The sequence below is a fragment of the Arthrobacter sp. NPDC058097 genome (genome assembly GCF_042884885.1).
Taxonomy (GTDB): Bacteria; Actinomycetota; Actinomycetes; order Actinomycetales; family Micrococcaceae; genus Arthrobacter.
This window is the reverse complement of record NZ_JBHVSZ010000001.1, coordinates 747,423-773,271: the sequence shown is the minus strand read 5'-3', so window position 1 is coordinate 773,271 and position 25,849 is coordinate 747,423. Positions and strand designations below refer to the sequence as shown.

The following is a 25,849-nucleotide window of genomic DNA, read 5'->3' as shown; positions in this document are numbered from 1 at the left end:
CGCCAGTAGAGGCGCCAGCCGGGGAGCTTTAGGGCTCAGACGGAATGAAGCACCGCCCCTGCCCGGCCTTGTCCAGGATGGCATCGACGGCCTGCTGCCCCTTGCCGAACCACCTCTCCCGGACCTGGATCTGCTGGGAATCCATGCCGATCAGGGTCACCAGTCCGTCCGGTGCCACTGCCACACCCACAAGGTCATCCCAGGTGATGCTGGCGGTGTAGTCCGCGGAGAGTGTCACGCCCTTGTCTCCGACGAACAGCTTGCTGCCGCCGGGCACCCCGTAGAGGGCGCCGCGTACACCGCGCCGGAATTCCCTGCCGCCCAGCCATTCGACGGCGCGGTCAGTATCGGACCTAATGGAATCATCGTCCGGCCGGGTTCCCTCCGGCATCCCGAAAATGGCAGTGGCTTCGAGGCCGGCCAAGGCTGCACGGCAGGCTTCGGCGGTGACGTTGTGGGCCAGGGCCAGCTTGTCCGCCGGAGAGACCGGTTCCCGTCCGAGCAGGTGTAATTCCGCGGCGGCGACAGCCATCTCGATGGCTGATACCGGATCCTCCAAATACTCCTGCAATTCCTCCGCATCCGCCTCGAGTTCCTCGGCGGTGGGGCCGTTGAGCTGAAGGTCCCGCAGGACGGCCATGAGCCCGAGCCGTGCGTTGTCGGCGTGTTGCGGTGTCGGATCGGTCTCGAAGCACAGGACGCCCGTGTCCCCGCTGTCGAGGAAATGCATGACATCGACGTCGTAGACCCAGCCGTGCTCCTGCCGCAGAGTGCGGTGGGCGCGGCGGCAGGCGATGCGTGACACCGTGCGGGCAGCCTCCCGCGCAGCCTCCGTCCCGGCGGGGACTTCGAACGAGAGGCCCAGGCGCGGCCACCCCTGCTCGAACCACATCGGCATTGGTATGGCCAAAGCGGACGGGGTGTCCGGCAGCCGTGGAGATCCTGCCGGAAGGTCGAGCCGGAGTCCCTCCGGCGGGGCCCCGCTCAGGGCCAGCGCCGCGTTGCCCGCCGTGAAGTGGCTCTGCAGCAGTTGCAGGACCTCGTCCGGCCCCAGCGTCTCGAGCGACGGCGGCGCCACGTCCGTCAGCCCCAGGGAGGACATCCCGAAGCGGTGCCGCAGGTGCTCTGCGGTGGCTGGTGGAACTGTCGAGGAAGCTTCAGCCGCCAGAATTTTCTTTTCTATGTCGATCCGGCCGAGGTCGGGTGCTGAAAGGAAGGAACAGACGGCCGTGAGAAATGACGCGACGGTCTCAGCCTTGCCACTGCAGGTAAACGAGGTGAACGTCGGCCCGACCGTGGCGTTGTGGCTGTGGCGCCGCAAGTCGGGGACGCCCGACATTGCCAAATGCTCTGCCAGATGCGTGAGGCCGGTAGTCATAAAGGTTTCATCTCTGACTCCGGCCCGGAAAACCAGCTGCGCTGTGAGTGGCTGGGCGCCCTCGACCCAGAACACGGGAACTCCACTGAGTTCCGTTCGTTGCAATGTCATGGGGTAGATCGTAGATGGGCTGCCGGTGATCGGGGCCGCGGCGCACCCGTGCCTTGTCTACCGCGGTATCCACTCGGCGGTAAGTATGCTTATCATCAACCGCGAATGCCGCAGACGCCAGAACGGAGGGATATTGCCTTGTCTGACCTCACAGTGAAGTGGACGCCGGTTGCTCCCGCCGCCGGCAAGGTGGACTCTTGTAGGTGGGGGCTGAGGTATTTTTGTATATTACGATCCCGGGTTTCACTAGGAGATACACATGGGTGAACCCATCATGCGGTGGACAGCTTGATCCGGCTTCGAAAGCTGGCGCGCGCAGCGTCTGTCCTGACAACTCCCCTGGCCCCGGAGGACATCCTCGCGCTGTTTGACCCGGTGTTCTCGGCCCGGCAACTGCGCGGCGTGGTCACGAAAGTCGTCCCCGAAACAGCGGATTCAGCCACCATCCATTTCCGGCCCGGCCGCGGCTGGAAGGCCCACAAAGCGGGCCAGTGGGCGCGTATCGGCGTGGAGCTCGACGGCGTCCGGCACTGGCGCTCCTATTCGCTCAGCGCCCCGGCCGGCGAGGACCCTGCCATCACCGTCAGCGACATGGGCGCCGTGTCCGGCGTCCTGGTCCGCAACACCCGACCAGGGGACGTCCTGTTCCTGGCCCCGCCGCAGGGCGACTTCGTGCTCCCCGAGCATCCACGGCCGCTCCTGATGCTCACCGCCGGCAGCGGCATCACCCCCGTGATGTCCATGGTCCGCACGCTCGTGCCGCACCGCCCCGACGCCGACGTGGTCCTGATCCACTCCGCCCGCAGGCCGGAGGACAGCATCTTCCGCGAGGAACTTTCCGAGCTCGCCGACCAGTTCCCCAACTTCCGCGTCACGCACTGGTACACGGGGGAGCAAGGTCGCGTGGACTTCGGCTCGGCCGCCGGGCTGGACACTCTCTGCCCCGACTGGCGCCGCCGCGCTGCCTATGCCTGCGGCCCGGAAGGGTTCCTCGACGACGCCGAAGCCCTGTGGGCCGCCGAAGCGGCCGCCCACCCCAAGGACCCCAGGTCGGCCCGGGCGGACGGGGCCACCGGCCCCTTCGCGGCGGACCCCGTCAACCTCATCATCGAACGCTTCAACACCAGCCTGCTGGGCGGCGGAGGGCACGACGGCGGTTTGGTCACCTTTGAGGCCTCCGACCGCGAGGTGGAGGCCGACGGCGACACCCCCCTTCTCGACGTCGGTGAAGACGCCGGCGTCCTCATGCCCAGCGGCTGCCGCATGGGCATCTGCCACAGCTGCCTGCTGCCCCTGCGTGCAGGGCAGGTCCGGGACCTGCGCACCGGTGAAGTCCACGGTGAACCCGGCCAACTAATCCAGACGTGCGTTTCGGCAGCTGCCGGACCCGTTAACCTCGACATCTGAGGAGCATCACCAGCATGACTGCAATATCCGATCGCACAGCCGCGACTGCCAGATCCACCGACGGGGCCGCCACCGACAAGCCCGCCACGAAACCGCGCCCCGGCGCCCTGGCCGCCACCGGCCGGCCCGCCGTGCGCCCGCCCGCGGCGGCGCACCTGACTGACGAGCAGGTGGCAGAGCTCGGCCGCGAACTGGACGCCATCAAGGACGAGGTCCTCGCCAAGCGCGGGGCCTCCGACGCCGCCTACATCCGCCGGATGATCAAGATCCAGCGCGGGTTGGAGATCACCGGCCGGGCAGCGCTGCTGGGAAGCCGCAACAAGGCCGCCTGGGTCGCCGGCACCAGCCTGCTCAGCCTCGCCAAGATCCTGGAAAACATGGAGATCGGCCACAACATCCTGCACGGCCAGTGGGACTGGATGCGCGATCCGGACATCCACTCCACAACGTGGGAATGGGACTTCGTGACTCCGGCCCGTTCCTGGCAGCACACGCACAACGACCTCCACCACCGCTGGACCAACGTGGTGGGCAAGGACAACGACGTCGGATACAACCTGCTGCGCATGGACGAGGACCAGCCCTGGACCCCCCGTGCCCTAGGCAACCCGCTGTACAACGCCATCCTCGCCCCGATTTTCGAATGGGGCATCGCCGTGTACGACCTTGAGCTGGTCGAATACAAGGAGGGCAAGAAGAGCAAGGAGGCCATGACCCGCGACCTCAAGGCGCTCGGCATCAAGGCCCTCAAGCAGTTCACCAAGGACTACGCCGCCACCCCGGCCGTGGCCATGCTCACCGGCTCGGGCAAGCAGGCCCTCCTTGGCACGCTCACCGCCAACGCGGTGCGCAACGTGTGGGCCCACGCCGTGATCTTCTGCGGACACTTCCCCGAGGGGACGGACACGTTCACGGAGGAAATGGTGGAGGGCGAGACCCGCGGCGACTGGTACGTCCGCCAGATGATCGGCTCGGCCAACATCTCCGGCTCCAAGTTCATGCACATCATGACCGGCAACCTCTCCCACCAGATCGAGCACCACCTGTTCCCGGACCTGCCGTCCAACCGATACGGGGAAGTGGCGCCGAAGGTCCAGGAAATCTGCAAGCGTTACGGCCTGCCGTACACCACCGGGCCCCTGCTGAAGCAGGTGGGATCCTCGTGGGCGAAGGTCTTCAAGCTCGCGCTGCCGGGGAAGAAGGCCTGACCCGCTGCCGGGAACCCGAGCGCCGGGCGGCGTTCTCTGGCAGAGTATGACCATGCTCACTGTTATCGGCGAAGGCCTCGTTGACGTGGTCCAGCGCAGCTCTGGAATCGAAGCCCATGTGGGCGGCAGCCCGCTCAACGTCGCCGTCGGGCTCGCCCGGCTGGGGCACCCGGTGCAGTTCGTCGGCCGGTACGGCCGGGACGCCTACGGTGAGTCGGTGGCCGCCCACCTGAGGGCGAGCTCCGTGATGCTCCCGCAGGCCCCGGACGGGCTGCCCACCAGCGTGGCCACCGCCCTGGTGGACGACGACGGCGCCGCCACCTACACGTTCGACCTCGACTGGGAGCTCCCCGGGCTGGGGGAACGGCTGCCGTTCATGCTGCAGGGAACCACGCTGCTGCACACCGGCTCCATCGCCACCATGCTGGCGCCCGGCGCCGCGGAGGTGCTGGCCGCCGTCGAACACGCCCACCCGGCGTCGACCATCAGCTTCGACCCCAACTGCCGCCCCAGCATCATCACTGACGCCGACTACGCCCGCCGGCAGGCAGAAAAGTTCGTGACCCTCTCGGACATCGTCAAGGCCTCCGACGAGGACCTCGCCTGGCTCTACCCCGGCGTGGACCCGCTGGAGTCCGCGCGCCGCTGGCTGAAGCTCGGCGGTGCGGAGGGGCCGGCCGTCGTGGTGGTGACGCGCGGCGCAGCCGGGCCGTGGGGGATCACCGCCGCAGGGGAGACCGAGTTTGCCGCGCCCCGCGTGGAAGTGGCGGACACGGTGGGCGCAGGGGATTCCTTCATGGCCGCGCTGCTGTCCGGCGTGGTGGACCGAGGCCTGGACGGCGCCCAGAACCGCGCGGACCTGCGGGCACTCCCGGCCGAGGGGCTCACCGCCCTTCTGGCGCACGCTTCCCGCGCGGCAGCAGTGACCGTGTCCCGCGCCGGCGCCAATCCGCCTACCCGGGCCGAGCTCAACCACGTTGAATCAGCAGCAGAGGAAGCCGAAGTTCCCACCACCTGAGGAGCAGCCATGACATCGCCGGGCCCGTTTTCAAACCTGCCGGACGTCCCCGCGTTCGGTCTCACCAGCCGGTCCTTTGAGGATGGCGGAACTCTGGCGCCGCCGCAACGCAGCGGCAGGATGCACGCCGGCGGCGCCGACGAGTCCCCGCAGCTGAGCTGGAGCGGGGCGCCGGACGGGACCCGGAGCTACGCCGTGACCGTATTCGATCCGGACGCGCCGGGCGCCGGCGGATTCTGGCACTGGGCCGTCCTCAACATCCCCGCGGACACCACCTCCCTCGCGGAGGGTGCCGGGGCCGAGGACGGACCGCAGCTGCCCCCCGCTGCTGTGCAGCTGAAGAACGACGCCGGCTTCCGCGGCTACCTGGGGGCGGCCCCACCGCCGGGGCACGGACGGCACCGCTACATCGTGACGGTATACGCGCTGGACGTTGAGGAGCTGCCCGGAGGGGCCGGGGCGAAGCCGGCAGGGCTGGGATCCGAAATGGCCCGTCACCTGTTGGGGACGGCGACGCTCACGGGCGTCTACCAGCGCTAGGGGCCGAATAGGACTATTGACAGGACAAACCCCTGGTCCTATTCTCAATTTGTGGAGCGCTCCAAGTGCGCTCGATCACATCCCCCTTCTCCGGCCGGGAAGATCCTGTGGTGTGGTTCCCCTAATCATCTGGACGCGATCGAAGGAGATCACCAGTGACGAAGTTTATTTGGCGCCGCGCAGCAGTGGCAGCGGTTGCAATCCCCATGCTGGCTTTGACGGCATGCTCCAGCCAGGGCGGAAGGGCGCCGGAAGCAAGCAGCGGAAGCGGCGGAGGCCAGGCCGTTTCGACTCCGCGCCTGAAGATCGCCCTGGTCACGCACGCGCCTGCGGGCGACACCTTCTGGGACACCGTCCGGAAGGGCGCCGAGGAGGCTGCTGCCAAGGACAACGTGGAGCTCCTCTACACGAACGATCCAGAGGCCGGGCGGCAGGCGCAGCTGATCCAGCAGGCCGTGGACCAGAAGGTGGACGGCATCGCGGTCACCCTGGCCACGCCCGGCGCGCTGAAGGATTCCCTCAAGAAGGCCTCCGACGCCGGGATCCCCATCGTGAGCCTGAACGCCGGTGAGGACGTCTCCAAGCAGCTCGGGGCGTTCACGCACTTCGGCTCCAACGAGCAGCTCGCCGGCCAGGCGGTCGGCGAGAAACTGGCGGCGGAGAACTTCAAGCACCCCATCTGCGTGATCCAGGCCCAGGGGCATGTGGGGCTGGAAGCGCGTTGCGCCGGCGTGAAGTCCAAGGTTCCCGGAACCGAAATCCTGTACGTGAACGGCGCCGACATGACGTCCGTCGAATCGACGGCAACGGCCAAGCTGCAGGCAGCCAAGGACGCCGACGTCATCATCGGCCTGGGCGCCCCCATCACGCTGACCCTCCTGAAGTCCGTGGCCACCGCGGGCAGCCCGGCCAAGGTGGCCTCCTTTGACCTGAACAAGGAACTTGCCCAGAAGATCGCCGACGGCACCGTGCTGTTTACTGTGGACCAGCAGCCCTGGCTCCAGGGTTACGAGTCCGTGGACGCCCTGTGGCAGGTCAAGCGGGGCGGCTTCAAGCTCGGCGGCGGGCAGCCCGTGCTTACCGGGCCCACCATCGTGGACAAGGCCAACGCGGCAGACGTCGTAAAGTTCTCCGACCAGGGAATCCGCTAGCCTGTCTGGTGTACGGCAGCGACGCGGTGACGATCTTCATGTCGGCACCGCCGAAATCGATGTAAGGGCCAATGAGTTCGGGCTGGCCGGACGCGAGCGGCCGCTCGTACCAGGTCATTTCCGTGTAGTCGTAGTAGTTGATCGACGCGGGATTCAGGTTGTGCGGGATGAACACGCGTTACTGACAGGTCGGCGAAAACCCGCTCCAGGCGCTGGTTGATGATGAGGGCGCCTCCCCGTTCGAAGTGGGCGATTGCGGTGTTCTCAGCGGCGGCCGGGTCCCCCTGCCCGGCCAACACAGAGGCGTCCCGCCCAGGCAGGGGACCGATCCTGAACGGCGGAAGCCTGCCGGCTTGAATGCCGGCAGGCTTCCTGTCTGTGCGTGTATTACGGGTCCGGCGGTCAGGGGCTGACGAGCGAGGCGGCCAGGGCTGCGTCGGCTTCCTTCAAGACCTTGGCGGCGACTTCGAGGCCTTCGATGCGGCCGAGTTCGACGTCTTCGTGCTCGATGTTGACGAGCATGTCCGGGTCGACTTCGTGGAGTGCGCGCAGGAATTCGGTCCAGTAGGCGGTGTCGTGGCCCTTGCCGAGGGCGACGAAGTCCCAGGCGGCAGGCTTGGGCCATTCGTTCGCCCATTCGTCGCCGCCGAGGTTGGTCCGGTTTTCCTCTGGGGAGAGCCGGCGGAAGCGGTTGTCCAGCACGCCGTAGATGGCGGCGGTGTCCTGGTTGACGCGGACGTCCTTGGCGGCGGCGTGGAACACCAGCGGGCCGAGTTCGCGGACGACGGCGACGGGGTCCATCTGCTGCCAGAACAGGTGCGAGGCGTCCAGTTCCACGCCCACGTGGGTGGCGCCGGTCAGTTCGACGAGCTTGTAGACGTCGGCGGGGTTGAAGACGAGGTTCTGCGGGTGCAGTTCCAGGGCGACCTTGACACCGTGGTCGGCGGCAAGCCGGTCGGTTTCCTTCCAGAACTCGGCGGCCACGCCCCACTGGTAGTCCAGGACGTCCAGGGCGGCGGAGTTCCAGGCGTTGACGATCCAGTTGGGCACGGTGGCGCCGGGTTCCCCGCCGGGCAGGCCGGACATGGTGACCACGCGGTTCTGTCCGAGGCGGTGTGCCAGGCGGATGGAGCGGCGGATGTCTTCGGCGTGCTTGTCGCCGATGGCCCGGTGGGGGTGCAGCGGGTTGCCGTTGCAGTTCAGCCCGGCGATGGCGACGCCGGTGCCTTCGAAGATCGCGAGGTAGTCATCGCGGGCGGCGTCGCTTTCGAGGATCTCATCGAAGGTGGGGACGTGCGCCGCGGGCAGGAACCCGCCGGAGTTGATTTCGATTCCGGTCAGGCCGAGGCCGGCGACGACCTTCAGGGCTTCGGGCAGCGGGCGGTCGTGCAGGATCGCGTTGTAGACGCCGAGCTTCATAGCGTGATCTTCTTTCCGTTGTTCAGGGCTGATTCGGTGACCGCGGCGAGCAGTTCCATGTTGCGGACGCCTTCGTCGAAGGTGGCGCAGCGCGGCAGGGATTCGGCTTCGCTGAGGCCGGCGACCTCTTCGAGGAACGCGCGTGACTGGTAGGCGAAGGCGTCGTTCTGGCCGAAGCCGACCTCGGGGGCATCCATGGCCAGGCCGCCGGCGATGTAGGGGTGGCCGGGGCCGAGGATGACCTGGCGGTAGCCGCTTTCGTGGCCGGAGCCGTCGTTGAGGAACAGCTGGACTTCGCCGGGGCGGCGCTGGTCGAACTTCGCGGAGCCGTTCTCGCAGAAGACTTCGAAGTTGAGGCTGTTGGCGTGGCCGGCGGCGACGCGGGAGACTTCGAAGCTGCCGGCGCCGTTTTCGAACTCGGCGGAGAAGGCTGCGTAGTCTTCGTTTTCCACGGCCTCGAAGGTGTCGCTGACGGCGGCGTGGTCGTGGCCGATGACGGCGCCCAGAGGCAGGGGCCGTTTGTCGATCGCGGTGGTGAGGCGGCCGCCGCTGATGGACTTGATGTCGCCGCAGAGGAACTCGGACACGTACGCGAGGTGGGATCCGACGTCGGCCAGGGCGCCGGAGCCGGGGCCGCCCTTGTAGCGCCAGCTCATGGGGGCGTCGGGGCTGAAGCCGTAGTCGGTCCAGTAGCGGCCGCTGAAGTGCAGCACCCTGCCCAGCGTTCCGTTGCGGATGAGGTCACGGATGTAGGCGATGCCCGGGGTGCGGCGGAACGTGAAGCCAATCCGGGCGATCGAGGAAGCGTTGCGGGCGGCGTCGGCCATGGCCCGCGCGTCCTCCAGGGTGTCGCTCAGCGGCTTTTCGCACAGGACGTGCTTGCCGGCGGCGAGGAGGCCCTCCACCACTTCGCGGTGCAGCGAGTTGGCGATGACAACGCTGACAACGTCGATGTCATCGGCCTCGGCGATGGCCTGCCACGAGGTGTCGTTGCGTTCGTAGCCGAAGCGCCGCGCGGCGAGGGAGCCGAACTCGGGGTTCACGTCGCCGATGGAGACCAGCCGGATCGGCGGCAGGACGGGGTTGTACAGGGCGGACGCGGTGCGGAAGGCGGCGGCGTGAGCCTTGCCGGCCATGCCCGCCCCGATGACGGCTACGCCAAGATCTTGGGGCATTAGTTTTCTCCTTTGAAACGGGCTTTGCGGGACTCAGCCGCTGTGACGTGTGACGCGAAATGGAGCGCTCCAGAAACACGATAGGGGCGGAAGTTTGTCCTGTCAATATGCTCTGGTATCCAAAAAGAGTCGGCCGATGGTAGACAATGGCAGGGTGACCCAGGAGACGGGCAAGCGCCCGAACATTTACGACGTTGCCTCCGCGGCCGGGGTCTCAAAATCCCTGGTCTCGCTGGTCCTGCGCGGTGCGCCCGGCGTCTCCGCCGCCCGCCGTGCCGCCGTCGAGGAAGCCATCGAACGGCTGAACTACCGCCCTAGCCGTGCGGCAGCGACCCTGGCCGGAAACCGGTCCCGGACCATCGGCGTCGTCCTGGACGACTACCGGAATCTCTGGTTCGTCAGCCTGCTGGGCGGGCTGCACGATGAACTCGCGCCGCTCGGGTTCCGGGTGGCCGTCGCCGACCCGTCGTTCAACGCCCACCTGGACCGGACGCCGGTGGACGGCCTCATGTCGCTGCGGGTGGATGGGATCGTGATTGCGACCGAGCCCACGGAGGAGATGTTCGCCGCCGTCGACGTTCCTGCGGTGGTGGCGGGCAACCGCGACGTCATTGTTCCGGGGGCGGACATCGTCGCCAATGACGACGAGGCCGGCGGACGCCTGGCCACGGAGCACCTGATAGGGCTGGGGCACAGGGAAATCGGGCATGTGACCGGCGGGGGCGGCGCCGAGCGCCTGAGGGCACAGGGGTTTGAGGCGGCGATGCGCGAACACGGGCTGCAGCCGCATACAGTGCAGGGCCACGGGCTGACGATGGAGCCGGACGGCTACGAGGGGGCGCTGAAGCTGCTTGACCAGAATCCCGCGCTCACGGCGATTTTTGCGGCCAACGACGTGATGGCGATGGGCGTGGCGGCCGCGGCGCGGGACAGGGGGCGGCGCATCCCGGAGGATCTTTCCCTGATCGGGTACGACAACTCGCCGCTGGCCTCGGCGAACCTGCTGCGCCTGACCACCATCGACGGCCGGAACGGCGAGGTGGGTGCCGGGGCTGCAAAGGCCCTGCTGGACCGCATGAAGGATCCGGAACTGCCGGTGCAGACCAAGCTCGTGGACCCGGAGCTGGTGGTCAGGAATTCGACGGCGGCCCCCGCCTGACAGCACACGAACGGCGCCCCTCCCCACACGGGCGAGGGGCGCCGTCGTTCTTCAGGTGTGTTCTGGAGACTAGAGCGCGCCCTGCGCGCTGGTGCCGGCAGGGATCGCGGCCAGCCGCGTCACCTCCACCGGTTCCGCCAGGAGTCCTTCAAGGGAGGCGTTCAGGCGCTTGACCGGCTCGCCGGCGCCGTGGGCATCGAGGAGTTCGGCGCTTTCCCACTTCTCGATCATGACGATCTGGCCGTTCGGGGCTTCGTGGATGGCGTACAGCATGCAGCCGGGCTCGTCGTGCACCTCCGCGATGGCGGGGGAGAGGGCGGCCACGACGTCGTCGAAGGCGCCTTCCTTGGGCGTGAACATGGCGGTGACAACTACGGTCATGGGTTTTTCCTTTTTCTTAGCGGGTTGCGGACTTGCTGGTGACGAGGCGGGCCGGTGCGGCGCAGCTGCTGCGCGGCACGAAATCCGCCTTGACTTCGATGGTTCTGGCGCCGGCGGGGAGCCGGCCCTGCATCCGTCCGAGGACGAGTTCGAGGGAGTGCACCGCGAGCATCCCGATGGGCTGCCGGATGACGCTGAGCGGAGGACTCGTCAGTTCCGTCCATGGGTTGTCGTCAAAGACGATCACCGACAGGTCGTCGGGGATCCGGACGCCCATCTGGACGAGGCGCCGGACTGAGCTTTGCACCTGGGCGGTGTTGGCGACGATCAGCCCGGTGGGGGCGTCCGGGGACGCAAGGAGGGAGCCGACGGCGTCGCCCCCGCCGTCTCCGCGGAAGGGAACGTCGCGGACCAGCATGGGATCGAGGCTGATCGACGCGTTTTCGAGGGCGGCCCGGTAGCCGCCGATCCTCGAACGGCCCGTCGAGCTGCTGGCCGGTCCGGTGATCAGGCCGATCCGTTCGTGGCCGAGGGCGATGAGATGGTCGGTGGCGCGCCGGGCCGAGTCCGAGTTTTCGATGCTGACGACGTCCACGTCGCCAAGCTCCGCAATGGCCCGGTCAACGAAGACCACGTTGACCCCGAGGTCGCGCAGGCGGTCCCATTTCTCGACGTTTCCGCCCGTTGGCGTGGCAATGACGCCGCCCACGGAACGGTCCAGCAGTGTATCGAGCGATTCGGCCTCAAGGTGCGGGTCCTCCTGGGTGGTCATGACCACCACCTGCACGCCGTGGCTGCGCGCCTCCCACACCACGCGGTCCGCCAGCTGGGCGAAGAACGGGTTGGCAAGGTCCGTGACCACCAGGCCGACGGTGAGGGCGTGGCCGGCGCTGAGTTCGCGCGCGGCCGCCCGGGGGCGGTAGCCGAGTTCGCTGATGACATTCAGGACCTGTTCGCGCTTGGCGGGCGCAACGGGGCCGGAGTCGGGGTTCAGCACCCGCGAGACCACGGACACCGAGACTCCCGCCGCTGCCGCCACATCGCGGATAGTGGGCGCCTTCTTCAATGCTCCTCCTTGCGGCCGGCGGGCTTCGCCGACATCTGTTGACACAGCTTAACACTGACTGGTACAAAAGTGGAACCGGTTCCAGTCGGTAACCCAGATCACAGCAGCTACGACGAAGAGGTGCTCCGCCGCCCCACGGCGAGAGGTCGTCTCTCTTCGGTCAGACATCAATCAGAGAGATCCCCATGAACCTTCACAAGCTTCTTAGCGACCGCGAGAACCAGGGCCGTCCCATCCGCGTGGGCCTCATCGGGGCCGGCCGGTACGGGACCATGTACCTCGCCCAGGCAAACAACATCCCGGGCATCCACGTTGTGGCGATCGCTGACATCAATGTGAAGCGGGCTGAAGGCGCCTTCGAGCTGGTCGGATGGCCCCAGAACCAGATCGCCCCGGACATCGCCACCGCACTGGAGAACCGCTCCACCACCATCGTGGCAAACGCCGACGAGCTGTTCGACGTCGACATCGACGTCATCGTTGAAGCCACCGGAAACCCGATCGTCGGCGTGAAGCACGCCCTCCGGGCCATCGAAACCAGGAAGCACATCATCATGGTCACGGTCGAGGCCGACGCGCTCGCCGGTCCGGCCCTCGCCAAGCGCGCCGAGGAGGCCGGCGTCGTCTATTCCATGGCCTACGGCGACCAGCCCGCCCTCATCATGGAACTGGTCGACTGGGCCCGGACCAGCGGCTTCGACGTCGTTTGTGCCGGCAAGGGCGCCAAATACCTGGAGCACTACCATGAGATGAACCCGGACAACGTCTGGGAGAACTGGGAGTTCTCCAAGGAGCTCACCGACTCCGGCCAGCTGAACCCGTACATGCACACCTCCTTCCGTGACGGCACCAAGGCATCCATCGAGATGGCCGCCGTCGCCAACGGCGCCGGCCTCACGCCGTCGGACTCCGGACTGACCTTCACCCCGGGTGACGTGGAGGAGATCGCCACCATCTGCCGCCCGGCCGAAGTTGGCGGTGCCCTGGCGCACGAGGGCAGCGTGGACGTCATGTCCAGCGTCAACCGCGACGGCAGCTGGATCAGCCACAACACCCAGGAAGGCGTCTTCGTCGTCGTCAAGGCCACGAACGGCTACGTTTCCGGCTGCTTCAACGAATACCCGTGGCACCCGGACCCCACCGGCCAGTACGCGGCCCTGTACCGCCCGTACCACTACGTGGGCCTCGAGCTGAACATGTCGATCGCCAACGCGGCCCTCCGCGGAATCGCCACCGGCTCGCCCGTCGGCTTCTTCGGCGACGTGGTTGCCACCGCCAAGAAGGACCTGAAGGCAGGCGAATTCCTCGACGGCGAGGGCGGCTTCACCGTCTGGGGCAAGCTCGTCTCAGCCAAGCACTCCGTGGAAATCGGCGCCCTGCCGGTGGCCCTCGCGCACCACGTCGAGCTGCGTGCCGATGTCGCCAAGGGCGCCACCGTCCGCTGGGAAGACGTCATCATGGACGACTCGCTCTCCCAGGCCCTCGAGCTGCGCCGCGAAACCGAGGCACTGGTCACCGAAGCCGCGCTGACCTCCTGATTCACCAAGCAATCCACAAGAAACCTTCCAATGAAGAAAGGCATCACATGAAATCGAAGACCCGCGCCCTCACCGGAGTGCTGGCATGCACCCTCGCCGCCTCCGTCCTCGCCGGCTGCGCCTCCGGGGCGCCCGGCGGCGGCTCGCCGGTGGCCAAGATCCAGCTGTCCATCCCGGACCCGCTGACCTCCTCGGTGGGCGTCTCGGCCCAGCACTTCGCCGACCAGGTGAAGAAGACCTCCAATGGCTCCGTGGTGGTCACGGTGGTCCCGAACGGAACGAGCTTCAGCGGGGACCAGAACGCCGCCGTCACCAGGCTGCAGGGCGGCTCGCTGGACGCGCTGATCCTCTCGACGTCGGTCTACGCGTCCGTGGTGCCCGAAATGAACGCCATCAGCATCCCCTACCTCTTCGATGACACGAAGGAAGAGGCCGCGTTCCTGGCGGGCAAGCCCGGAGACGTGCTGAAGGAGAAGCTCAAGGAGAAGAACACCGTCGCACTGTCCTTCCTTACCCGGACCGGCCGCCAGATCACCAACTCCGAACGCCCCATCGAGCAGCCGTCCGACCTGAAGGGCCTGAAGATCCGCGTGCCGGGCAACCCGCTGTGGACGGACTTCTTCGGCAAGCTGGGCGCGAGCCCCACCACCATGGCGTTCTCCGAGGTCTTTACCGGCCTGCAGACCGGAACGATCGATGGCCAGGAAAACCCGATCGAGGTGCCGTGGACCAACAAGTTCTCCGAAGTCCAGAAGTACGTCTCGCTGACCCACCATATTAACGATGCCTGGGTCCTGGCCCTCTCCTCCAAGAAGTGGGACTCGCTGAACGAGGACCAGAAGAAGATCCTGACGGACGCGTCGGCTGAGACCGCCACCTTCAAGGAGGGTTATGACGCAGAGCAGTCGGAGAAGCAGCTGGCCGAGCTCACCGCCAAGGGCATGAAGGCCAACGAGCCCACCGCCGCCGGACTCGAGCAGTTCAAGGCCGTGTCCAAGAGCCTCTACCCGGACTTCTCGAAGCTGATCGGCAAGGAATTCTTCGACCAGGCGATCGCCGCAGCCAAGTAATCCCCTTTCGAGGGCCGGAGCGCAGTCCGGCGGCCCCGGCCCTCGAACAGTATCCCCACATCCCGCACTCAGCATCCCGCTCTCAACGATGACAGTCTGGAAAAACATGGAACATACACTCGCCCCCAAGGATCTCGAAGAGGTCCTTCCGTCCGATGCGGAAGAGATCCTTCACCACGGGCACGTCGCACCGCGCTGGAGCGGAGCCATCTGGCTGGACAAGGCCTTGGAATGGATCGTGGGCGCGGCGATCCTCGCCGAGCTCGTGGTTATCCTGCTGAACATCATGGTCCGGGTTGTCACCGGGGATTCCGTGCTGTGGACGCAGGAAGTTTCCGAGATCGCGTTGCTGACCATCGCCTTCGTAGGCGGTGCCATCGCCTACCCCAAGGGCGCCCACATGTCCGTCCAGGCCCTGGTGATGCGACTGCCGGCGAGCTGGAAGCCGTACCTGGCGGCGCTCGTTGACTGCCTCGTCTTCGTCATGAGTGCGGGTGCCTTCGCGCTCTTCATCCCCACCCTGGTCCAGCAGCTCGAGGAGAAGACCCCGATCCTGCAGCTGCCGGTGTTCTGGGTTTCGCTGCCCTTCTCGGTGGGCATGGTGCTCATCGCCTGGTTCGCGGTCCTGAAGCTCTCGCGGCAGCCGCGCCGCGCGGTCCTGCTGGCCGTGGGCATCACCGCGGTCCTGGCCGCGGCGGTCCTCCTCGCCCAGCCGCTCTTCTACTACGCCTCACCCAACCTGCTGCTCGGCGTCGTGCTCGTGGCGCTGTTCGCCCTGCTGTTCCTTGGCCTGCCCATCGCATTCGTGCTTGCCCTGGCCTCGGGCATCTACCTCTACCTGGGCGGCATCTCCGAGGTCAGCGCCATCCCGATCGGCATGGCATCCGGCGCGAAGGGCTTCGTGCTGCTGGCCATCCCGTTCTTCATCCTCGCCGGAACGGTCATGAACTCCGCCGGCCTCACGCTGCCGCTTGCCAAGCTGGTGGACGCGCTCATTGGGCACCTGCGGGGCGGCCTGCTCCAGGTGGTCGTCGTGACGATGTACATCTTCTCCGGCATCTCCGGTTCCAAGGTTGCTGACGTCGCCGCCGTGGGCACCACGATGCGCGGCATGCTCGAGGAACGGAAGTACCCCCGCGGCGAGGTGGTCGCGGTGCTCTCCGCCTCCGCCATCATGGGTGAAACCATCCCGCCGAGCATCGTCCTGCTCATCCTCGGCTCCATCACCACCATCTCCACCACGACGCTGTTCCTCGCGGGCTTCGTTCCCGCCGCGTTCCTGGCGCTCGTGGTCATGGGGCTCGTCTTCTTCCGGGCCCGCAAGCAGGGCGGCGTGGCCAGCCCGAAGGCCACCTGGCGTGCCCGCGGCTCCGCCACCTTCTTCGCCATCCCCACGCTGCTGCTTCCGGTAGGCATGGTGGTGGGCATCCTGAGCGGCTTCGCCACCCCCACCGAGGTGTCCTCGGTGGCCGTCGCCTACGCCTTCGTGCTCGCCGCCGCCTACCGGCGCGGCAGCAAGCGGCTGCTGGGCGATACCCTGCGGGAAACAACGACGACGGCGGGCATGGTCCTGTTCATCATCGCGGCCGCCTCGCCGCTCGCCCAGACGCTCGCGCTCGCCGGGGTGTCCCAGCAGATCCACGACCTCATGTCCGGCCTCGGCGACTCGCCCGTGCTCTTCATGCTGTTCACCATCGTGCTGCTGATCATCATGGGCCAGCTGCTGGAGGGCCTGCCCGCCGTGCTGATCTTCGCGCCCCTGCTGCTGCCCATCGCCACAGACTTCGGCGTGAACCCCGTGCAGTACGCCATGGTCCTGATCATCGCCATGGGCATCGGTTCGTTCGCGCCGCCGGCCGGGGTCGGCTTCTACGTCGCCTGCGCTACGGGCCATGAAACCGTGGAAAGGAGCCTCAAGCATTTCTGGCCCTACCTCATCGCCGTGTTCATCGGGCTCCTGGTGCTTGCCGCCGTCCCGTGGTTCAGCACCTTCCTGCCCGCCATGGCCGGCCTGATCCCCTTCTAACCACGTGAGCACAGTGACAAAGACAGCAGCTGAGCCGGTGAGCGGCATCCCAACATCGGTCGCCCTGCTGGGCACCGGCCCGATGGGTGCCCCGATCGCCCGCAACATCCTGGCCGCCGGCGTTCCCCTCACACTCTGGAACCGCACCGCGGACAAAGCCAGGGCCATCGGCGGGGGACGGGTGGCCTGCACGCCGGCGGAGGCTGCGGCCGGCGTCGTCCTGACCGTCCTGCCGGACCTGCCGCAGGTCGCCAACCTGCTGCCCGGCGAGGAGGGCCTGCTGGCCGGGTGGAAAGCTGCCGGCATCGCGGAACCGGTCCTGGTCATTCACGGAACTGTGTCCCCGGTGGCCGTGGCACGGTTCGCCGAGGACTGCAGGAGCCGGCACGGGGTGACCGTGGTGGACGCGCCGCTCAGCGGCGGAACCATCGGGGCCGAGGAAGGCCGGCTCAGCACCATGGCCGGCGGCCCGCGCGAAACCGTGCAGCGACTCCTGCCGCTCTTCGGGCTCTACAGTTCCACCGTCGTCTGGTTCGGCGAAGCCGGTGCCGGATCCACGGTCAAGGCCTGCAACCAGATCGTCGTGTCCGCCACTGTCACGGCGCTGGCAGAGGCGATGGCTGTGGCGACCGCAACCGGGCTGGATCCGCAGAAGGTGCAGTCCATCCTGGCCGGCGGTCTGGCGAATTCGGAGGTGCTCCGGCAGAAGGGGCAGCGCTGGATCGACGGTGACTTCGAAGGCGGCGGTTCCGCGAAAAACCAGTTGAAGGACCTGAACTTCATCGCTGAGATCGCCAAGGATGCGGGGCTGGAGCTGCCGCTGTCCGCCAGCGTCCGCAGCGCCTTCGAGCTCATGGTGGACGCAGGCGACGGCGACCTGGACCACACCGGGATCTACCGGACGGTTCTGGGGCAGTCAGCGTAACGCACGCTAACCGCCCGCGAGGCGGCCGGCGTGCTCGGCCTCGGACGGGTCGAGTACGCCGGGGCCGCCGCCGAGGAACACCCACCGGCTGGTGCCGCCGTCCGGGCCCGTGAGGCTTCCCTGGCGCAGTGCGCTGTCGATGCGGCTGCGGACCAGTGCCTCATTCCACGGTTCTGTGGCGAAGATGATCCGCAGCGTGACCGTGTCCCCGTCCCTTTCCGGCCGGGTGTGGTGCGGCGCCAGCGGGCAGGGCGGCTCGTGGTCCCAGCTTCCGCACAGCTCACGCGTTACCGCCGCGCCCAGGGCGGCAATATCCGGGGCCGGCATGCCTCCGCCATTGGGTTCCATGATGACTGTTGCCAGGTGGACGTACCCGGATTTCATGGGCGTCGTACTCCAAGGTGCTCGAGCAGCGCGTCGAGGATTGGCAGCTGGCCCTTGACCAGCTTGTTGCGGGCCTCGGTTTCACCGATCCATTCGGCGCGGTCGATCTCGGGGAAGTCCTGGAATGTTCCGGACCCCTTGGGCCACTCCAGCGGAAACGTGTTGCTCAGGATTTTCTCTGGCTTGAAGGCGGACTCTGCCGTGAATGCGGTGATGAGCTTGCCCGAGGGCTGCCGGAAGGTGCCGAGCAGCACGTAGTCCGCGGATGGGGCCGGGACGCCCATTTCCTCGGCGAACTCACGCTTTGCCGCCACCAGCGGATCCTCGTCTTCAAGGTACTCGCCCTTGGGAATCGACCAGGCGCGCTGGTCCTTGCGCTCCCAGAAGGGTCCGCCCATGTGGGCGATCCACACTTCCACTTCCGCCCCGCTGCTCTGCCGATACAGCAGAAGGCCTGCACTCCTGACCGCCATGATGCCCTCCTGCCCCTAAGGCTACTCCCGCCTTCTCGCCCGAGAGATCGACGTCGACAAGGCACGGAACCTGCGCGACGGCGACGGCCACACGTTTGCCGACGTCGCACGGTTGAACACCGTCGATCCCCGGCATATTGGTCCGGATCCCGAGGCGCTGGCCTGGAGCGGGCAGTTTGTCGAACTCCATGTGGAGCAGGGCAAGGGCCTAGCGCTAGCGGGCCGGCCGTCGCCGTCGGAAGTTCCATCGTGGCACGGCCGCTGGAGCATCGAACTCGAGATAGCGGCGTCTCGGCCACGGGGTGATGTGTCTCGGTTCAATATTTCGCAACCGGCGCACCGTCCCGACGTGCTCGTGCAGCCTTATGAGACGGCTGTTGTCACATGATCGAAGGCAGAGCGGGCGAGGGGCCGATAGTGTCAGTTTGGAGTCTAAGAGCGCCTTGAACCTGTGTCAGAAAAGCAGAGTCCGGACCTTGTTCTGACAGGCCTTCCGCGACAAGCCTGACGTCAGGTTGAGGTGTGCTTCAACCGGACCGCCGCTGTCTTCTAACTGTGGCCGAAAAGGTGCAAGAACAGGCGTCCTGAGTAATCAATGGTTTGGGGGCCCGGTGCTCTGGCGGGCGACGAGTTGCGTGGCCACCAGCGTAATGCCGGGTTCGGTGGTGTTGGTACTGAGCTGCTGGAGGACGTTGTCGACGCACTGCTTGCCGAGTTCCGCAAAGTTCTGGTGGACGGTGGTGAGCGGGGGAGCGTAGGAGGAGGCGTCGGGGACGTCGTCGAAGCCCACGACGCTGATGTCTTCGGGGACGGATCTTCCTTTTTCCCGGAAGGCGCGGAGCAGGCCGAGGGCCATATGGTCGTTCGCGGCGAACACGGCAGTGCAGCGCGGTTCGTCGGCGAGCTGGAGCCCGGCCTCGTAGCCGGAATCGGCCGACCAGTCGCCCCGTATCACTGGGGGCACGGGCCGGCCGCCCTCGGTGAGGGTGCTGCGCCAGGCACCGGCCCGGCGTTCGCTGGCGAAGGATCCCTCCGGTCCGGCGACGTGCCAGACGGTCTCGTGTCCGAGACCCAGGAGGTGCCTGACCGCCTGTTGGGCGCCGCCGGCCTGGTCGGTGTCCACCACCGTGTAGCGGTCCCCGGCATTGGAATCGACGACGACGACCTTCACCCCCGGAGGCAGCGTTACTGTCGCAGTGTCGAGGAGGTGGACCTCCATAATTGCGATGACCGCGTCGACTGCGAGTTCGCCCATCCGGGAGAAAGCCCCCTGGATCCCGGCCTGCGTCGGGGCGGCCACCGGGATCAGGGTGATGGCGAAGTCTTCCCGTGCGGCGTGCAGCGCGATGGCCTCCAGCGTGCGCATGTTCCCAACAGATGAGAACGAAAACATGATCACCCCGATTGTTCGAAAGCCGCCCCGCTTTAGCGCGCGTCCAGCACCGTTGGGCCGGTATCCCAGCTCATTCATCACCTTCATTACGTGCTGCCGGGTGGATTCGCGGACGTCCGAGCTTCCGTTGGCTACACGGGACACTGTCTGGGTCGAAACACCAGCGAGGTTGGCCACGTTCACTATCGACACGCGGCCGGTCTTCTCTGCAGCGCTAACGGCCGCGTCGTTCTGTTTCTGTCTTGCATGAGAGCGGGTCACATGGCTCACGGGCAAGACCTACAGGGCGTCTTGGGTGTTTCTGCAACCGCAGGTTGGCCGTTGGATTTGAACATGTGGGTCCCGTCATATGCTCTCAGCGCTTCCGGCGCTGTGGGCTTTGCATCCTGCCCATCTGGCTGACTCGTTCTTGGCTTGCCATCCGCAGGGCGCGTGGCAGCGGTGGTTCGATTGTTCGTCCGACACCACCGCTGGCATGCCGCCCGCGGAGCCATTGTGCGAGGCGTGGTTTGTTCTTGTCAGAACGTAGCAACCCTCGGCTGTTCATCCGCCCGGGCGTTCTTGGCTAGGGGCAGCCAAACCCGCATGGTGGAGGGGCCGCGTTCAGCCCAGCGGTAGTAGGGGATGAGATCCAAGGTGGCGGTGCTGGTGACGGTTTCGTCCTTGGCGGGGGCGTAGGGCCACGGTGCTGTGACTGCTGTTTCGATTACCGCGTTGATGGAGGCGGTGTCCGTTCCCAGGGGCGACGGAGATGCCTGGGGTGACACCCGGACGTCCGCGAGGTCCGTGCCGGCGGGCAGGTCGATCGATTCGGCACACATGACGAGGGGCCCCGCTTCAATCGCAATCGTTCCGCGCAGGGCGTCGATCCTGCCGTCGGGGAAGCTCACGCGCGGCTGGGTGGGCAGTTCGAGGCGGACGGATTCTCCGGCGGAGAATACTCGCTTCACTGTGACGGTGCTTTCGCGTACCACGGACAGCCGGTCGCCGTCGACCAGGACTGCTTTGCCAATGGCCCATTCCGGGACCCGTAGGGATAGAGCCCATGCCCTGGCGGAGTCGTTGCCGATGGTCACGGCGATGGCGCCGTCGTTCGGGTATCCGGTTTTGACGCTGATATTCACTGGATGGCCGTCCGGAAGTGTCGTGTGAATTTCGGAGTCCGCGTACTGGTGCAGCTGGAGCCCCTCGTCGGAGACGGTGGCGAGGTATCCGCCTAGGCTGGCCAGCGTGCGCGCTACATTGGTGGGGCAGCAAGATACCTCGAACCATGGCGCGCGTTGGGAGGATGCGGCCCTTACACAGGGGCCGCCGGTGTCAGCCTCAACACCCGGCGTATTCCGCTGCAGTGGGTTGACGTAGAAGAATGCCGTGCCGTCGTCGTCAGGGCTCGTGGCGATGACGTTGTACAACGTGCGCTCCATCAGGTCCGCGTACTTCGGGTTGCCATCGGCCAGAAGGAGGCGCCAGCTGAGCATCAGAGATGCTACGCCGGCGCAGGTCTCCGAGTATGCCCGGTCAGAGGGGAGTTCGAAGTCATCACCGAAAGACTCGCCTTCGTGGCGTGACCCCATGCCACCGGTAATATACGTCCTGCGGGCGATGGTGTTCTCCCATTGGCGCTGGACAGCCGACAGCAGCGCGTCATCGGTGGTCTCGACGGCCAGGTCAACGGCACCTGCAGCCAGATAGAGGGCGCGGACGGCATGACCCCTGAGGACCTCCGCGTCGCGGACGGGGATGTCGTCCTGAAAATATGCGGCGCCGAATTCAATTTCACCCAAGGTTGCCGTCCCGCGGCGGTCAATGAAGAGCCGTGCCTGATCCAGATACCGCTTCTGGCCCGTGACGCGGTAGAGCTCAACGAGGGCTGGTTCGATCTCGGGATGGCCACAGACACTCTGGATCCCGTCCGGCCCGAAAGCTTCGCAGATATGGTCGGCAAGCCGTTCGGCGGTCTCGACCAGATTGTCCCGTCCATAGGTTCGGGCCCTGGCCACTGCGGCCTGGATCAAGTGTCCCGCGCAGTAGAGTTCGTGGCCCCATTCCAAATCCGAGTAGCGGGGAGGCTGGCCCGGCCCGCCGAAACGGGTGTTCAGGTACCCGTCGAGCTGTTGGGCGGAGACCACGCGGGTCGCCAGGGACCGGTAGGCGTCCTCCACCCAGGGATCGGCGGTGCGCCCCGATTCCCACGCCAATGCCTCCAACAATTTGTAGGTTTCGGAATCAGCAAATTCCCGGCCCGCGGACGTGCCGGCGGCGCCTGCTGCTGCGCGATCGAAGTTGGCGATCCAGCCCAGGCGTTCCATCCATTCCAGGCAATGCCGAAGCGTCGCCTCGGCGTTCATCTGCTGGCGGTGGGCCCAGAATCCTCCCGTGATCCGGACGTCATAGGCGCTCACGGGGGTCAGTCGCCCCCGGGATGGTGAGACGGCCTGTGCTTTTATCGCCTCGGCAGTTGCCATGGTGTCTCCTTCAGTCAGGTGTGAACGGCTCTTTTTTGGGGCGGGACCCGAGAGCGGACCCCGCACCTCAGGCCTCACATGAAGTGATTGTCTCGAAAAGTACCGAAAAGGTTTTCCTAAAATGTAGCGGCCCGCCAGCTCGCGCGTCAATCGCCGCGACACCCGATCTTTAGCCATTTCTCCGTCGCAAGCCTTGTGCCCCTTGACACATCGCCGTCGAGCCCAATAGCGTCTTCCGAAAAGGATTTCTATCCGTTTCCGGACCGCATGCAGCGGCTCCGGGGTTGAGCATCAGCATCGGCAAAGGAGCAAGGATGAAGCGACGCAAGGGTTTGAGGGCCGGTCTGGGATTTTTGGCCGGGGGGTCGGCCATTATCCTGGGGCTCGCGGGGTGCGCGCCGGGCGGCGGCGGGGGTGGGGCGAGTGCCGGACCGGAGCAGGGCGGCGGCGGGGGATCCATTACTGTGGGTGTGGAAGCCGGGTCGCCCTGGGAGACCTTCTACGGGAAACTGGCGCCGGAGTTCACCAAGGAAACCGGCGTTAAGGTGAAGTTCCTGCCGGTTCCGCATGCCAATATGCACCAGCAGTTTCTGTCTGACGCTCTGTCTGGTACTGGCGCCTACGACGTCTACACCGTCGATCAGACCTGGATGCCTGAGTTCGCGTCCAAGGGCTACCTCGCCGAGGTTGGCGATCAGCTTCGGGGCACTGACCGCGCGGACTTCCTGCCCCACACGCTCGACACCGCAACGTATAAGGACAAGCTCTACAGCATCCCGTTCATGGTCCATAACACCGTGATGTACTACCGGACAGACCTGTTCCGGGCCGCCGGGATCGAGCATCCGCCGACCACGTGGGATGAGTATAGGGAAGACGCAAAGAAGCTGACCGACAGCGCATCCGGTGTGTGGGGAACGATGATCCCCGGCAAACAGGACGGGGAAGTCGCCACCCGGTTCGAAAGCTTCGTCCAGCAGGCCGGCGGCGACATTGCTGACAGCAACGGGGCCCCCACCATTGACACACCCGAAGCCAGGGAAGCACTCCGTCTGATGACCGCCATCCAGAACGAGGACAAGTCCAGCCCCCCGGGCCTGCACGACCTCACCGACATGCAGGGGCAGTTCTTGGAAGGCAAGGTGGCGATGGTGCCCGTTTGGCCGTACCTCAACGGCCTGGCCTCCGACCCGAAATCAAAAATCGCGGGTAAGTTCAGCGTCGCCCCGAGTCCGGGCAATCCGGACCAGGTTTCAACCACCTTTTCCTGGGGGTATGGTGTGAGCTCCTCGAGCAAAAACATCGATGCAGCCAAGAAGTGGGTTGCCTGGTCCACAAGCTCGAAAGTCCTGGAGCAGCTCAGCCGTGCCCAGGCGGTTCCCGTCCCGCGGCAATCCGCAGGTGACGCCATTGCGAAGGCATCGGACCTGAGCGAGGCCCAGCGTCAGACGCTGGGCGTGTTCAACAAGTCGGTCGCATCAAGCAAGACCATGCCGATGACGCCGGCGTATAGCCAGTATCAGGATGCCATCGCGGTGGCCGTCTCGAGTGTCATGTCCGGGACAAAGGACATCGATTCGGCTCTGGCCACTGCCCAAAAGTCAATGGAGAACGCTCATGCGTCAGTCGGCAAATAGCTTGGCTGGTGAAGGGGCGCCGCCGCTGAAAACAGCGACGGGCCCCGCCCAGGCCGGTCGGGCCGGGAAGTCGACCCGATCGCTCCCACCGAATGGCGGCCCCGGCGGCGGCCGGCCCGGAGGCCGGAGGTCGAGCGTTGCGCGCCGGCGCGCAACAACGGGCGTCCTGCTGACCGCCCCGGCCCTTGTCGCCCTCGCAGTGACGGTTCTGTTTCCGCTGCTGTGGACCGTCTCGCTCAGCTTCCAGCGGTTCAGCATCGCTGCCCGCGGGCCGGCGCCAACCTTCGCGGGCGTTGATAACTACACGAAGATCCTCGGTTCGCCCGAGTTTCAGAACGCCCTGTTCCAGACGCTCGGATATGTCATCGCGACCCTGGTCATTGAGCTGATCCTTGCCCTGCCGATAGCCTTGCTGCTCCAACGCGAAACCAGCGGCCGTAAGAAGCTGCGGTTCATCGTCGCGATTCCCCTGATGATCGCACCCATCGTCGCTTCGCTGGCGTTCAAGTTCCTGTTCTCCGACGGATACGGACTTGTCAATGCCGGCCTGCAAGCCATCGGAATTCACCCGCCGTCCTGGTTCGCAGAGGTCTGGCTGGCCCGGGGCACTATTCTGGTGACCAACCTCTGGCTGGCTCTGCCGTTCGTGGTCCTGGTGCTTCTGGCTGGCCTGTCGAACATCCCAGAAGAACTTAACGAAGCAGCAAAGACCGATGGGGCCAACCGTTGGCAGACTTTCTTCCGGATCACCCTGCCGTTGCTCAAGCCGTCCATCCTGATCATCCTTGTTATCCGCCTGGCCGATGCTTTCCGGATTTTTGACTCTGTTTATGTGCTCACCGGGAGCGGGCCGGGCAACTCCACGGACGTTATGAGTTCTTATCTGTACCGGCTCCTGTTCACCAATACTGACTTTTCTGGCGGTGCTGCTGCGACCGTCCTGTTCGTCCTGATCGTCGGGGTCTGCGCCGGAGCCGTCTTCGCGATCCTGCGCGGCAAAGGAGCCAAATAATGACCACCCAGCAACTTCCGCTTCGACGGGGCCGGAACACCCAGGGCCGGCGGCTCAGCCGCGGTACCGCGTTCGTCCTTCTTTCTGCAGCTGCGGTCTTCCTTTTTCTCCTGCCGATTATCTGGATCTTCACTACCGCGCTTAAACCGACCAACGAAATTTTTGCGATCCCGCCCCAGCTGCTTCCGCAGGCTCCCACGGGTGAGCATTTTGCGGCCGTCTTCACCGATGGAAGCATCCTGAAGATGTTCAGCAATAGCCTCCTGGTCGGAGCGGGGGCAACCTTCCTGAGCCTGCTGCTGGGTGTTCCGGCGGCGTTCGGGTTCGCCCGCTTCCGGTACCGCATGAGCGGCCCTTTGCTCGGCGCCGCCCTAGTGACCCGCATGTTTCCCCCAGTGGCACTTGCTCTGCCGTTCTTTCTGGAGTTCCGGGAACTGGGCCTGATCAACAACACCGCCGGCCTCATACTGGCCTACATTCCGATCGTTCTTCCCCTGATCATTTGGATGCTGGAGGGCTTCTTCCGGGAATTCCCCGAAGAAGTCCTTGAAGCCGCCCGTCTCGACGGTCTGGGCACCCTGCGCTCCCTGGTCCAGGTAGTGCTGCCCTTGTCGCGGCCCGCAGTGGGTGTTGCAGCCCTCTTCGGCTTTCTCGCAGCATGGAACGAATTCGTCATCGCGCTCTCCCTCACGCGCACGCCGGAGGCACAAACCATGCCCGTGGGGATCGCGTCCTACATCACCCAGTTCCAGACCGTGTGGGGCCAGATGACGGCCGCCTCGGTCATCTATCTGGTTCCCGTTCTCGTCATCACCATCATCGCCCAGCGCGGCATCATCTCCGGGCTGATGAGCGGTGCGTCCAAGGGCTGAGCCCTTCCCGTCACCAATCCCCCTTTTTCGAAAGCAGAAAA

The 25,849-nt window shown here is 66.1% G+C and carries 23 protein-coding genes; 13 read left to right on the top strand and 10 right to left on the bottom strand.

The genetic code is table 11. From position 1 onward, the window contains the following. Positions 1-28: 28 nt before the first annotated feature. On the bottom strand, positions 29-1,339 hold the full coding sequence (locus ACFVTE_RS03650; protein WP_387096957.1) for an insulinase family protein: 1,311 nt from the start codon (positions 1,337-1,339) through the stop codon (positions 29-31). A 438-nt stretch (positions 1,340-1,777) separates the two neighbouring features. Between ACFVTE_RS03650 and ACFVTE_RS03645 the strand changes: the two genes are divergently transcribed. The 5 genes from ACFVTE_RS03645 (at position 1,778) to ACFVTE_RS03625 (ending at position 6,813) form a co-directional block, all read left to right on the top strand. Continuing rightward, the gene (locus tag ACFVTE_RS03645) at positions 1,778-2,896 is read left to right on the top strand and encodes a ferredoxin reductase (RefSeq protein ID WP_387097160.1); all 1,119 of its coding nucleotides are present in this window, start codon (positions 1,778-1,780) and stop codon (positions 2,894-2,896) included. Positions 2,897-2,910: 14 nt separating this feature from the next. Beyond that, entirely contained in the window at positions 2,911-4,104 is a 1,194-nt protein-coding gene (locus ACFVTE_RS03640) for a fatty acid desaturase family protein (protein ID WP_387096954.1), read from the top strand. Between the two features lie 52 nt (positions 4,105-4,156). Further along, the gene (locus ACFVTE_RS03635; RefSeq protein WP_387096951.1) at positions 4,157-5,122 is read left to right on the top strand and encodes a carbohydrate kinase; all 966 of its coding nucleotides are present in this window, start codon (positions 4,157-4,159) and stop codon (positions 5,120-5,122) included. A gap of 9 nt (positions 5,123-5,131) precedes the next feature. Next, positions 5,132-5,662, top strand: coding sequence for a YbhB/YbcL family Raf kinase inhibitor-like protein (locus ACFVTE_RS03630; RefSeq protein ID WP_387096949.1), 531 nt, complete (start codon positions 5,132-5,134; stop codon positions 5,660-5,662). 155 nt (positions 5,663-5,817) lie between these two features. After that, on the top strand, positions 5,818-6,813 hold the full coding sequence (locus tag ACFVTE_RS03625; RefSeq protein ID WP_387096946.1) for a substrate-binding domain-containing protein: 996 nt from the start codon (positions 5,818-5,820) through the stop codon (positions 6,811-6,813). Here ACFVTE_RS03625 and ACFVTE_RS03620 read toward each other — a convergent pair. The 3 genes from ACFVTE_RS03620 to ACFVTE_RS03610 form a co-directional block, all read right to left on the bottom strand. Next, positions 6,740-6,931, bottom strand: a complete 192-nt coding sequence (locus ACFVTE_RS03620) for a hypothetical protein (protein WP_387097157.1) — start codon at positions 6,929-6,931, stop codon at positions 6,740-6,742. The two genes, ACFVTE_RS03625 and ACFVTE_RS03620, sit on opposite strands and share 74 nt — an antisense overlap. 284 nt (positions 6,932-7,215) lie before the next feature. Then, complete coding sequence (locus tag ACFVTE_RS03615; RefSeq protein WP_387096944.1) at positions 7,216-8,232, bottom strand: sugar phosphate isomerase/epimerase family protein; 1,017 nt, start codon at positions 8,230-8,232, stop codon at positions 7,216-7,218. Beyond that, positions 8,229-9,407, bottom strand: coding sequence for a Gfo/Idh/MocA family protein (locus tag ACFVTE_RS03610; protein WP_387096942.1), 1,179 nt, complete (start codon positions 9,405-9,407; stop codon positions 8,229-8,231). The genes ACFVTE_RS03615 and ACFVTE_RS03610 overlap by 4 nt, the downstream gene beginning before the upstream one ends. A gap of 136 nt (positions 9,408-9,543) precedes the next feature. On the opposite strand from ACFVTE_RS03610, the gene ACFVTE_RS03605 reads away from it, so the two are divergent. After that, a complete protein-coding gene (locus ACFVTE_RS03605; protein WP_387096940.1) occupies positions 9,544-10,566 on the top strand; it encodes a LacI family DNA-binding transcriptional regulator in 1,023 nt (340 codons plus the stop codon). Positions 10,567-10,635: 69 nt separating this feature from the next. On the opposite strand, the gene ACFVTE_RS03600 is transcribed toward ACFVTE_RS03605, so the two are convergent. After that, positions 10,636-10,947, bottom strand: coding sequence for a putative quinol monooxygenase (locus ACFVTE_RS03600; protein WP_387096937.1), 312 nt, complete (start codon positions 10,945-10,947; stop codon positions 10,636-10,638). Positions 10,948-10,963: 16 nt separating this feature from the next. Then, entirely contained in the window at positions 10,964-12,013 is a 1,050-nt protein-coding gene (locus ACFVTE_RS03595) for a LacI family DNA-binding transcriptional regulator (protein ID WP_387096934.1), read from the bottom strand. Positions 12,014-12,198: 185 nt separating this feature from the next. Between ACFVTE_RS03595 and ACFVTE_RS03590 the strand changes: the two genes are divergently transcribed. From ACFVTE_RS03590 to ACFVTE_RS03575, 4 genes are all read left to right on the top strand, one after another. Continuing rightward, positions 12,199-13,551, top strand: a complete 1,353-nt coding sequence (locus ACFVTE_RS03590; RefSeq protein ID WP_387096933.1) for an NAD(P)H-dependent oxidoreductase — start codon at positions 12,199-12,201, stop codon at positions 13,549-13,551. 47 nt (positions 13,552-13,598) lie between these two features. Further along, a complete protein-coding gene (locus tag ACFVTE_RS03585) occupies positions 13,599-14,621 on the top strand; it encodes a DctP family TRAP transporter solute-binding subunit (RefSeq protein ID WP_387096930.1) in 1,023 nt (340 codons plus the stop codon). A 106-nt stretch (positions 14,622-14,727) separates the two neighbouring features. After that, complete coding sequence (locus ACFVTE_RS03580; protein WP_387096927.1) at positions 14,728-16,647, top strand: TRAP transporter large permease subunit; 1,920 nt, start codon at positions 14,728-14,730, stop codon at positions 16,645-16,647. Between the two features lie 4 nt (positions 16,648-16,651). Beyond that, positions 16,652-17,572, top strand: a complete 921-nt coding sequence (locus ACFVTE_RS03575; protein ID WP_387096926.1) for an NAD(P)-dependent oxidoreductase — start codon at positions 16,652-16,654, stop codon at positions 17,570-17,572. 6 nt (positions 17,573-17,578) lie between these two features. Here ACFVTE_RS03575 and ACFVTE_RS03570 read toward each other — a convergent pair whose 3' ends face one another. The 4 genes from ACFVTE_RS03570 to ACFVTE_RS03555 form a co-directional block, all read right to left on the bottom strand. After that, complete coding sequence (locus tag ACFVTE_RS03570) at positions 17,579-17,956, bottom strand: hypothetical protein (protein ID WP_387096923.1); 378 nt, start codon at positions 17,954-17,956, stop codon at positions 17,579-17,581. Next, positions 17,953-18,429 carry an NUDIX domain-containing protein gene (locus ACFVTE_RS03565; protein WP_387096920.1) on the bottom strand — a complete coding sequence of 159 codons (477 nt, stop codon included), beginning with the start codon at positions 18,427-18,429 and terminating at the stop codon, positions 17,953-17,955. The genes ACFVTE_RS03570 and ACFVTE_RS03565 overlap by 4 nt, the downstream gene beginning before the upstream one ends. Before the next feature lie 592 nt (positions 18,430-19,021). Then, positions 19,022-20,014, bottom strand: a complete 993-nt coding sequence (locus ACFVTE_RS03560; protein WP_387096917.1) for a LacI family DNA-binding transcriptional regulator — start codon at positions 20,012-20,014, stop codon at positions 19,022-19,024. 326 nt (positions 20,015-20,340) lie between these two features. Beyond that, complete coding sequence (locus ACFVTE_RS03555) at positions 20,341-22,287, bottom strand: glycoside hydrolase family 127 protein (protein WP_387096914.1); 1,947 nt, start codon at positions 22,285-22,287, stop codon at positions 20,341-20,343. Between the two features lie 314 nt (positions 22,288-22,601). Here ACFVTE_RS03555 and ACFVTE_RS03550 point away from each other — a divergent pair, with 314 nt between their 5' ends. The 3 genes from ACFVTE_RS03550 to ACFVTE_RS03540 are packed head-to-tail and all read left to right on the top strand — an operon-like array spanning position 22,602 to position 25,808. Beyond that, the gene (locus ACFVTE_RS03550) at positions 22,602-23,924 is read left to right on the top strand and encodes an ABC transporter substrate-binding protein (protein ID WP_387096912.1); all 1,323 of its coding nucleotides are present in this window, start codon (positions 22,602-22,604) and stop codon (positions 23,922-23,924) included. Further along, a complete protein-coding gene (locus ACFVTE_RS03545) occupies positions 23,905-24,936 on the top strand; it encodes a carbohydrate ABC transporter permease (protein WP_387096910.1) in 1,032 nt (343 codons plus the stop codon). The genes ACFVTE_RS03550 and ACFVTE_RS03545 overlap by 20 nt, the downstream gene beginning before the upstream one ends. After that, positions 24,936-25,808 (top strand): carbohydrate ABC transporter permease, encoded by an 873-nt coding sequence (locus tag ACFVTE_RS03540; protein ID WP_387096907.1) that lies wholly within the window; start codon positions 24,936-24,938, stop codon positions 25,806-25,808. Before ACFVTE_RS03545 ends, ACFVTE_RS03540 begins: the two co-directional genes overlap by 1 nt. The last annotated feature ends 41 nt before the right edge of the window (positions 25,809-25,849 follow it).

Bases quoted from the DNA above. Each gene is read 5' to 3' on its own strand.
- ACFVTE_RS03650 (WP_387096957.1), bottom strand. From the start codon at position 1,339: ATGTCGGGCGTCCCCGACTTGCGGCGCCACAGCCACAACGCCACGGTC.
- ACFVTE_RS03640 (WP_387096954.1), top strand. From the start codon at position 2,911: ATGACTGCAATATCCGATCGCACAGCCGCGACTGCCAGATCCACCGAC.
- ACFVTE_RS03635 (WP_387096951.1), top strand. From the start codon at position 4,157: ATGCTCACTGTTATCGGCGAAGGCCTCGTTGACGTGGTCCAGCGCAGC.
- ACFVTE_RS03630 (WP_387096949.1), top strand. From the start codon at position 5,132: ATGACATCGCCGGGCCCGTTTTCAAACCTGCCGGACGTCCCCGCGTTC.
- ACFVTE_RS03620 (WP_387097157.1), bottom strand. From the start codon at position 6,931: ATGACCTGGTACGAGCGGCCGCTCGCGTCCGGCCAGCCCGAACTCATT.
- ACFVTE_RS03615 (WP_387096944.1), bottom strand. From the start codon at position 8,232: ATGAAGCTCGGCGTCTACAACGCGATCCTGCACGACCGCCCGCTGCCC.
- ACFVTE_RS03610 (WP_387096942.1), bottom strand. From the start codon at position 9,407: ATGCCCCAAGATCTTGGCGTAGCCGTCATCGGGGCGGGCATGGCCGGC.
- ACFVTE_RS03605 (WP_387096940.1), top strand. From the start codon at position 9,544: ATGGTAGACAATGGCAGGGTGACCCAGGAGACGGGCAAGCGCCCGAAC.
- ACFVTE_RS03600 (WP_387096937.1), bottom strand. From the start codon at position 10,947: ATGACCGTAGTTGTCACCGCCATGTTCACGCCCAAGGAAGGCGCCTTC.
- ACFVTE_RS03590 (WP_387096933.1), top strand. From the start codon at position 12,199: ATGAACCTTCACAAGCTTCTTAGCGACCGCGAGAACCAGGGCCGTCCC.
- ACFVTE_RS03585 (WP_387096930.1), top strand. From the start codon at position 13,599: ATGAAATCGAAGACCCGCGCCCTCACCGGAGTGCTGGCATGCACCCTC.
- ACFVTE_RS03580 (WP_387096927.1), top strand. From the start codon at position 14,728: ATGGAACATACACTCGCCCCCAAGGATCTCGAAGAGGTCCTTCCGTCC.
- ACFVTE_RS03570 (WP_387096923.1), bottom strand. From the start codon at position 17,956: ATGAAATCCGGGTACGTCCACCTGGCAACAGTCATCATGGAACCCAAT.
- ACFVTE_RS03565 (WP_387096920.1), bottom strand. From the start codon at position 18,429: ATGGCGGTCAGGAGTGCAGGCCTTCTGCTGTATCGGCAGAGCAGCGGG.
- ACFVTE_RS03555 (WP_387096914.1), bottom strand. From the start codon at position 22,287: ATGGCAACTGCCGAGGCGATAAAAGCACAGGCCGTCTCACCATCCCGG.
- ACFVTE_RS03550 (WP_387096912.1), top strand. From the start codon at position 22,602: ATGAAGCGACGCAAGGGTTTGAGGGCCGGTCTGGGATTTTTGGCCGGG.
- ACFVTE_RS03545 (WP_387096910.1), top strand. From the start codon at position 23,905: ATGCGTCAGTCGGCAAATAGCTTGGCTGGTGAAGGGGCGCCGCCGCTG.
- ACFVTE_RS03540 (WP_387096907.1), top strand. From the start codon at position 24,936: ATGACCACCCAGCAACTTCCGCTTCGACGGGGCCGGAACACCCAGGGC.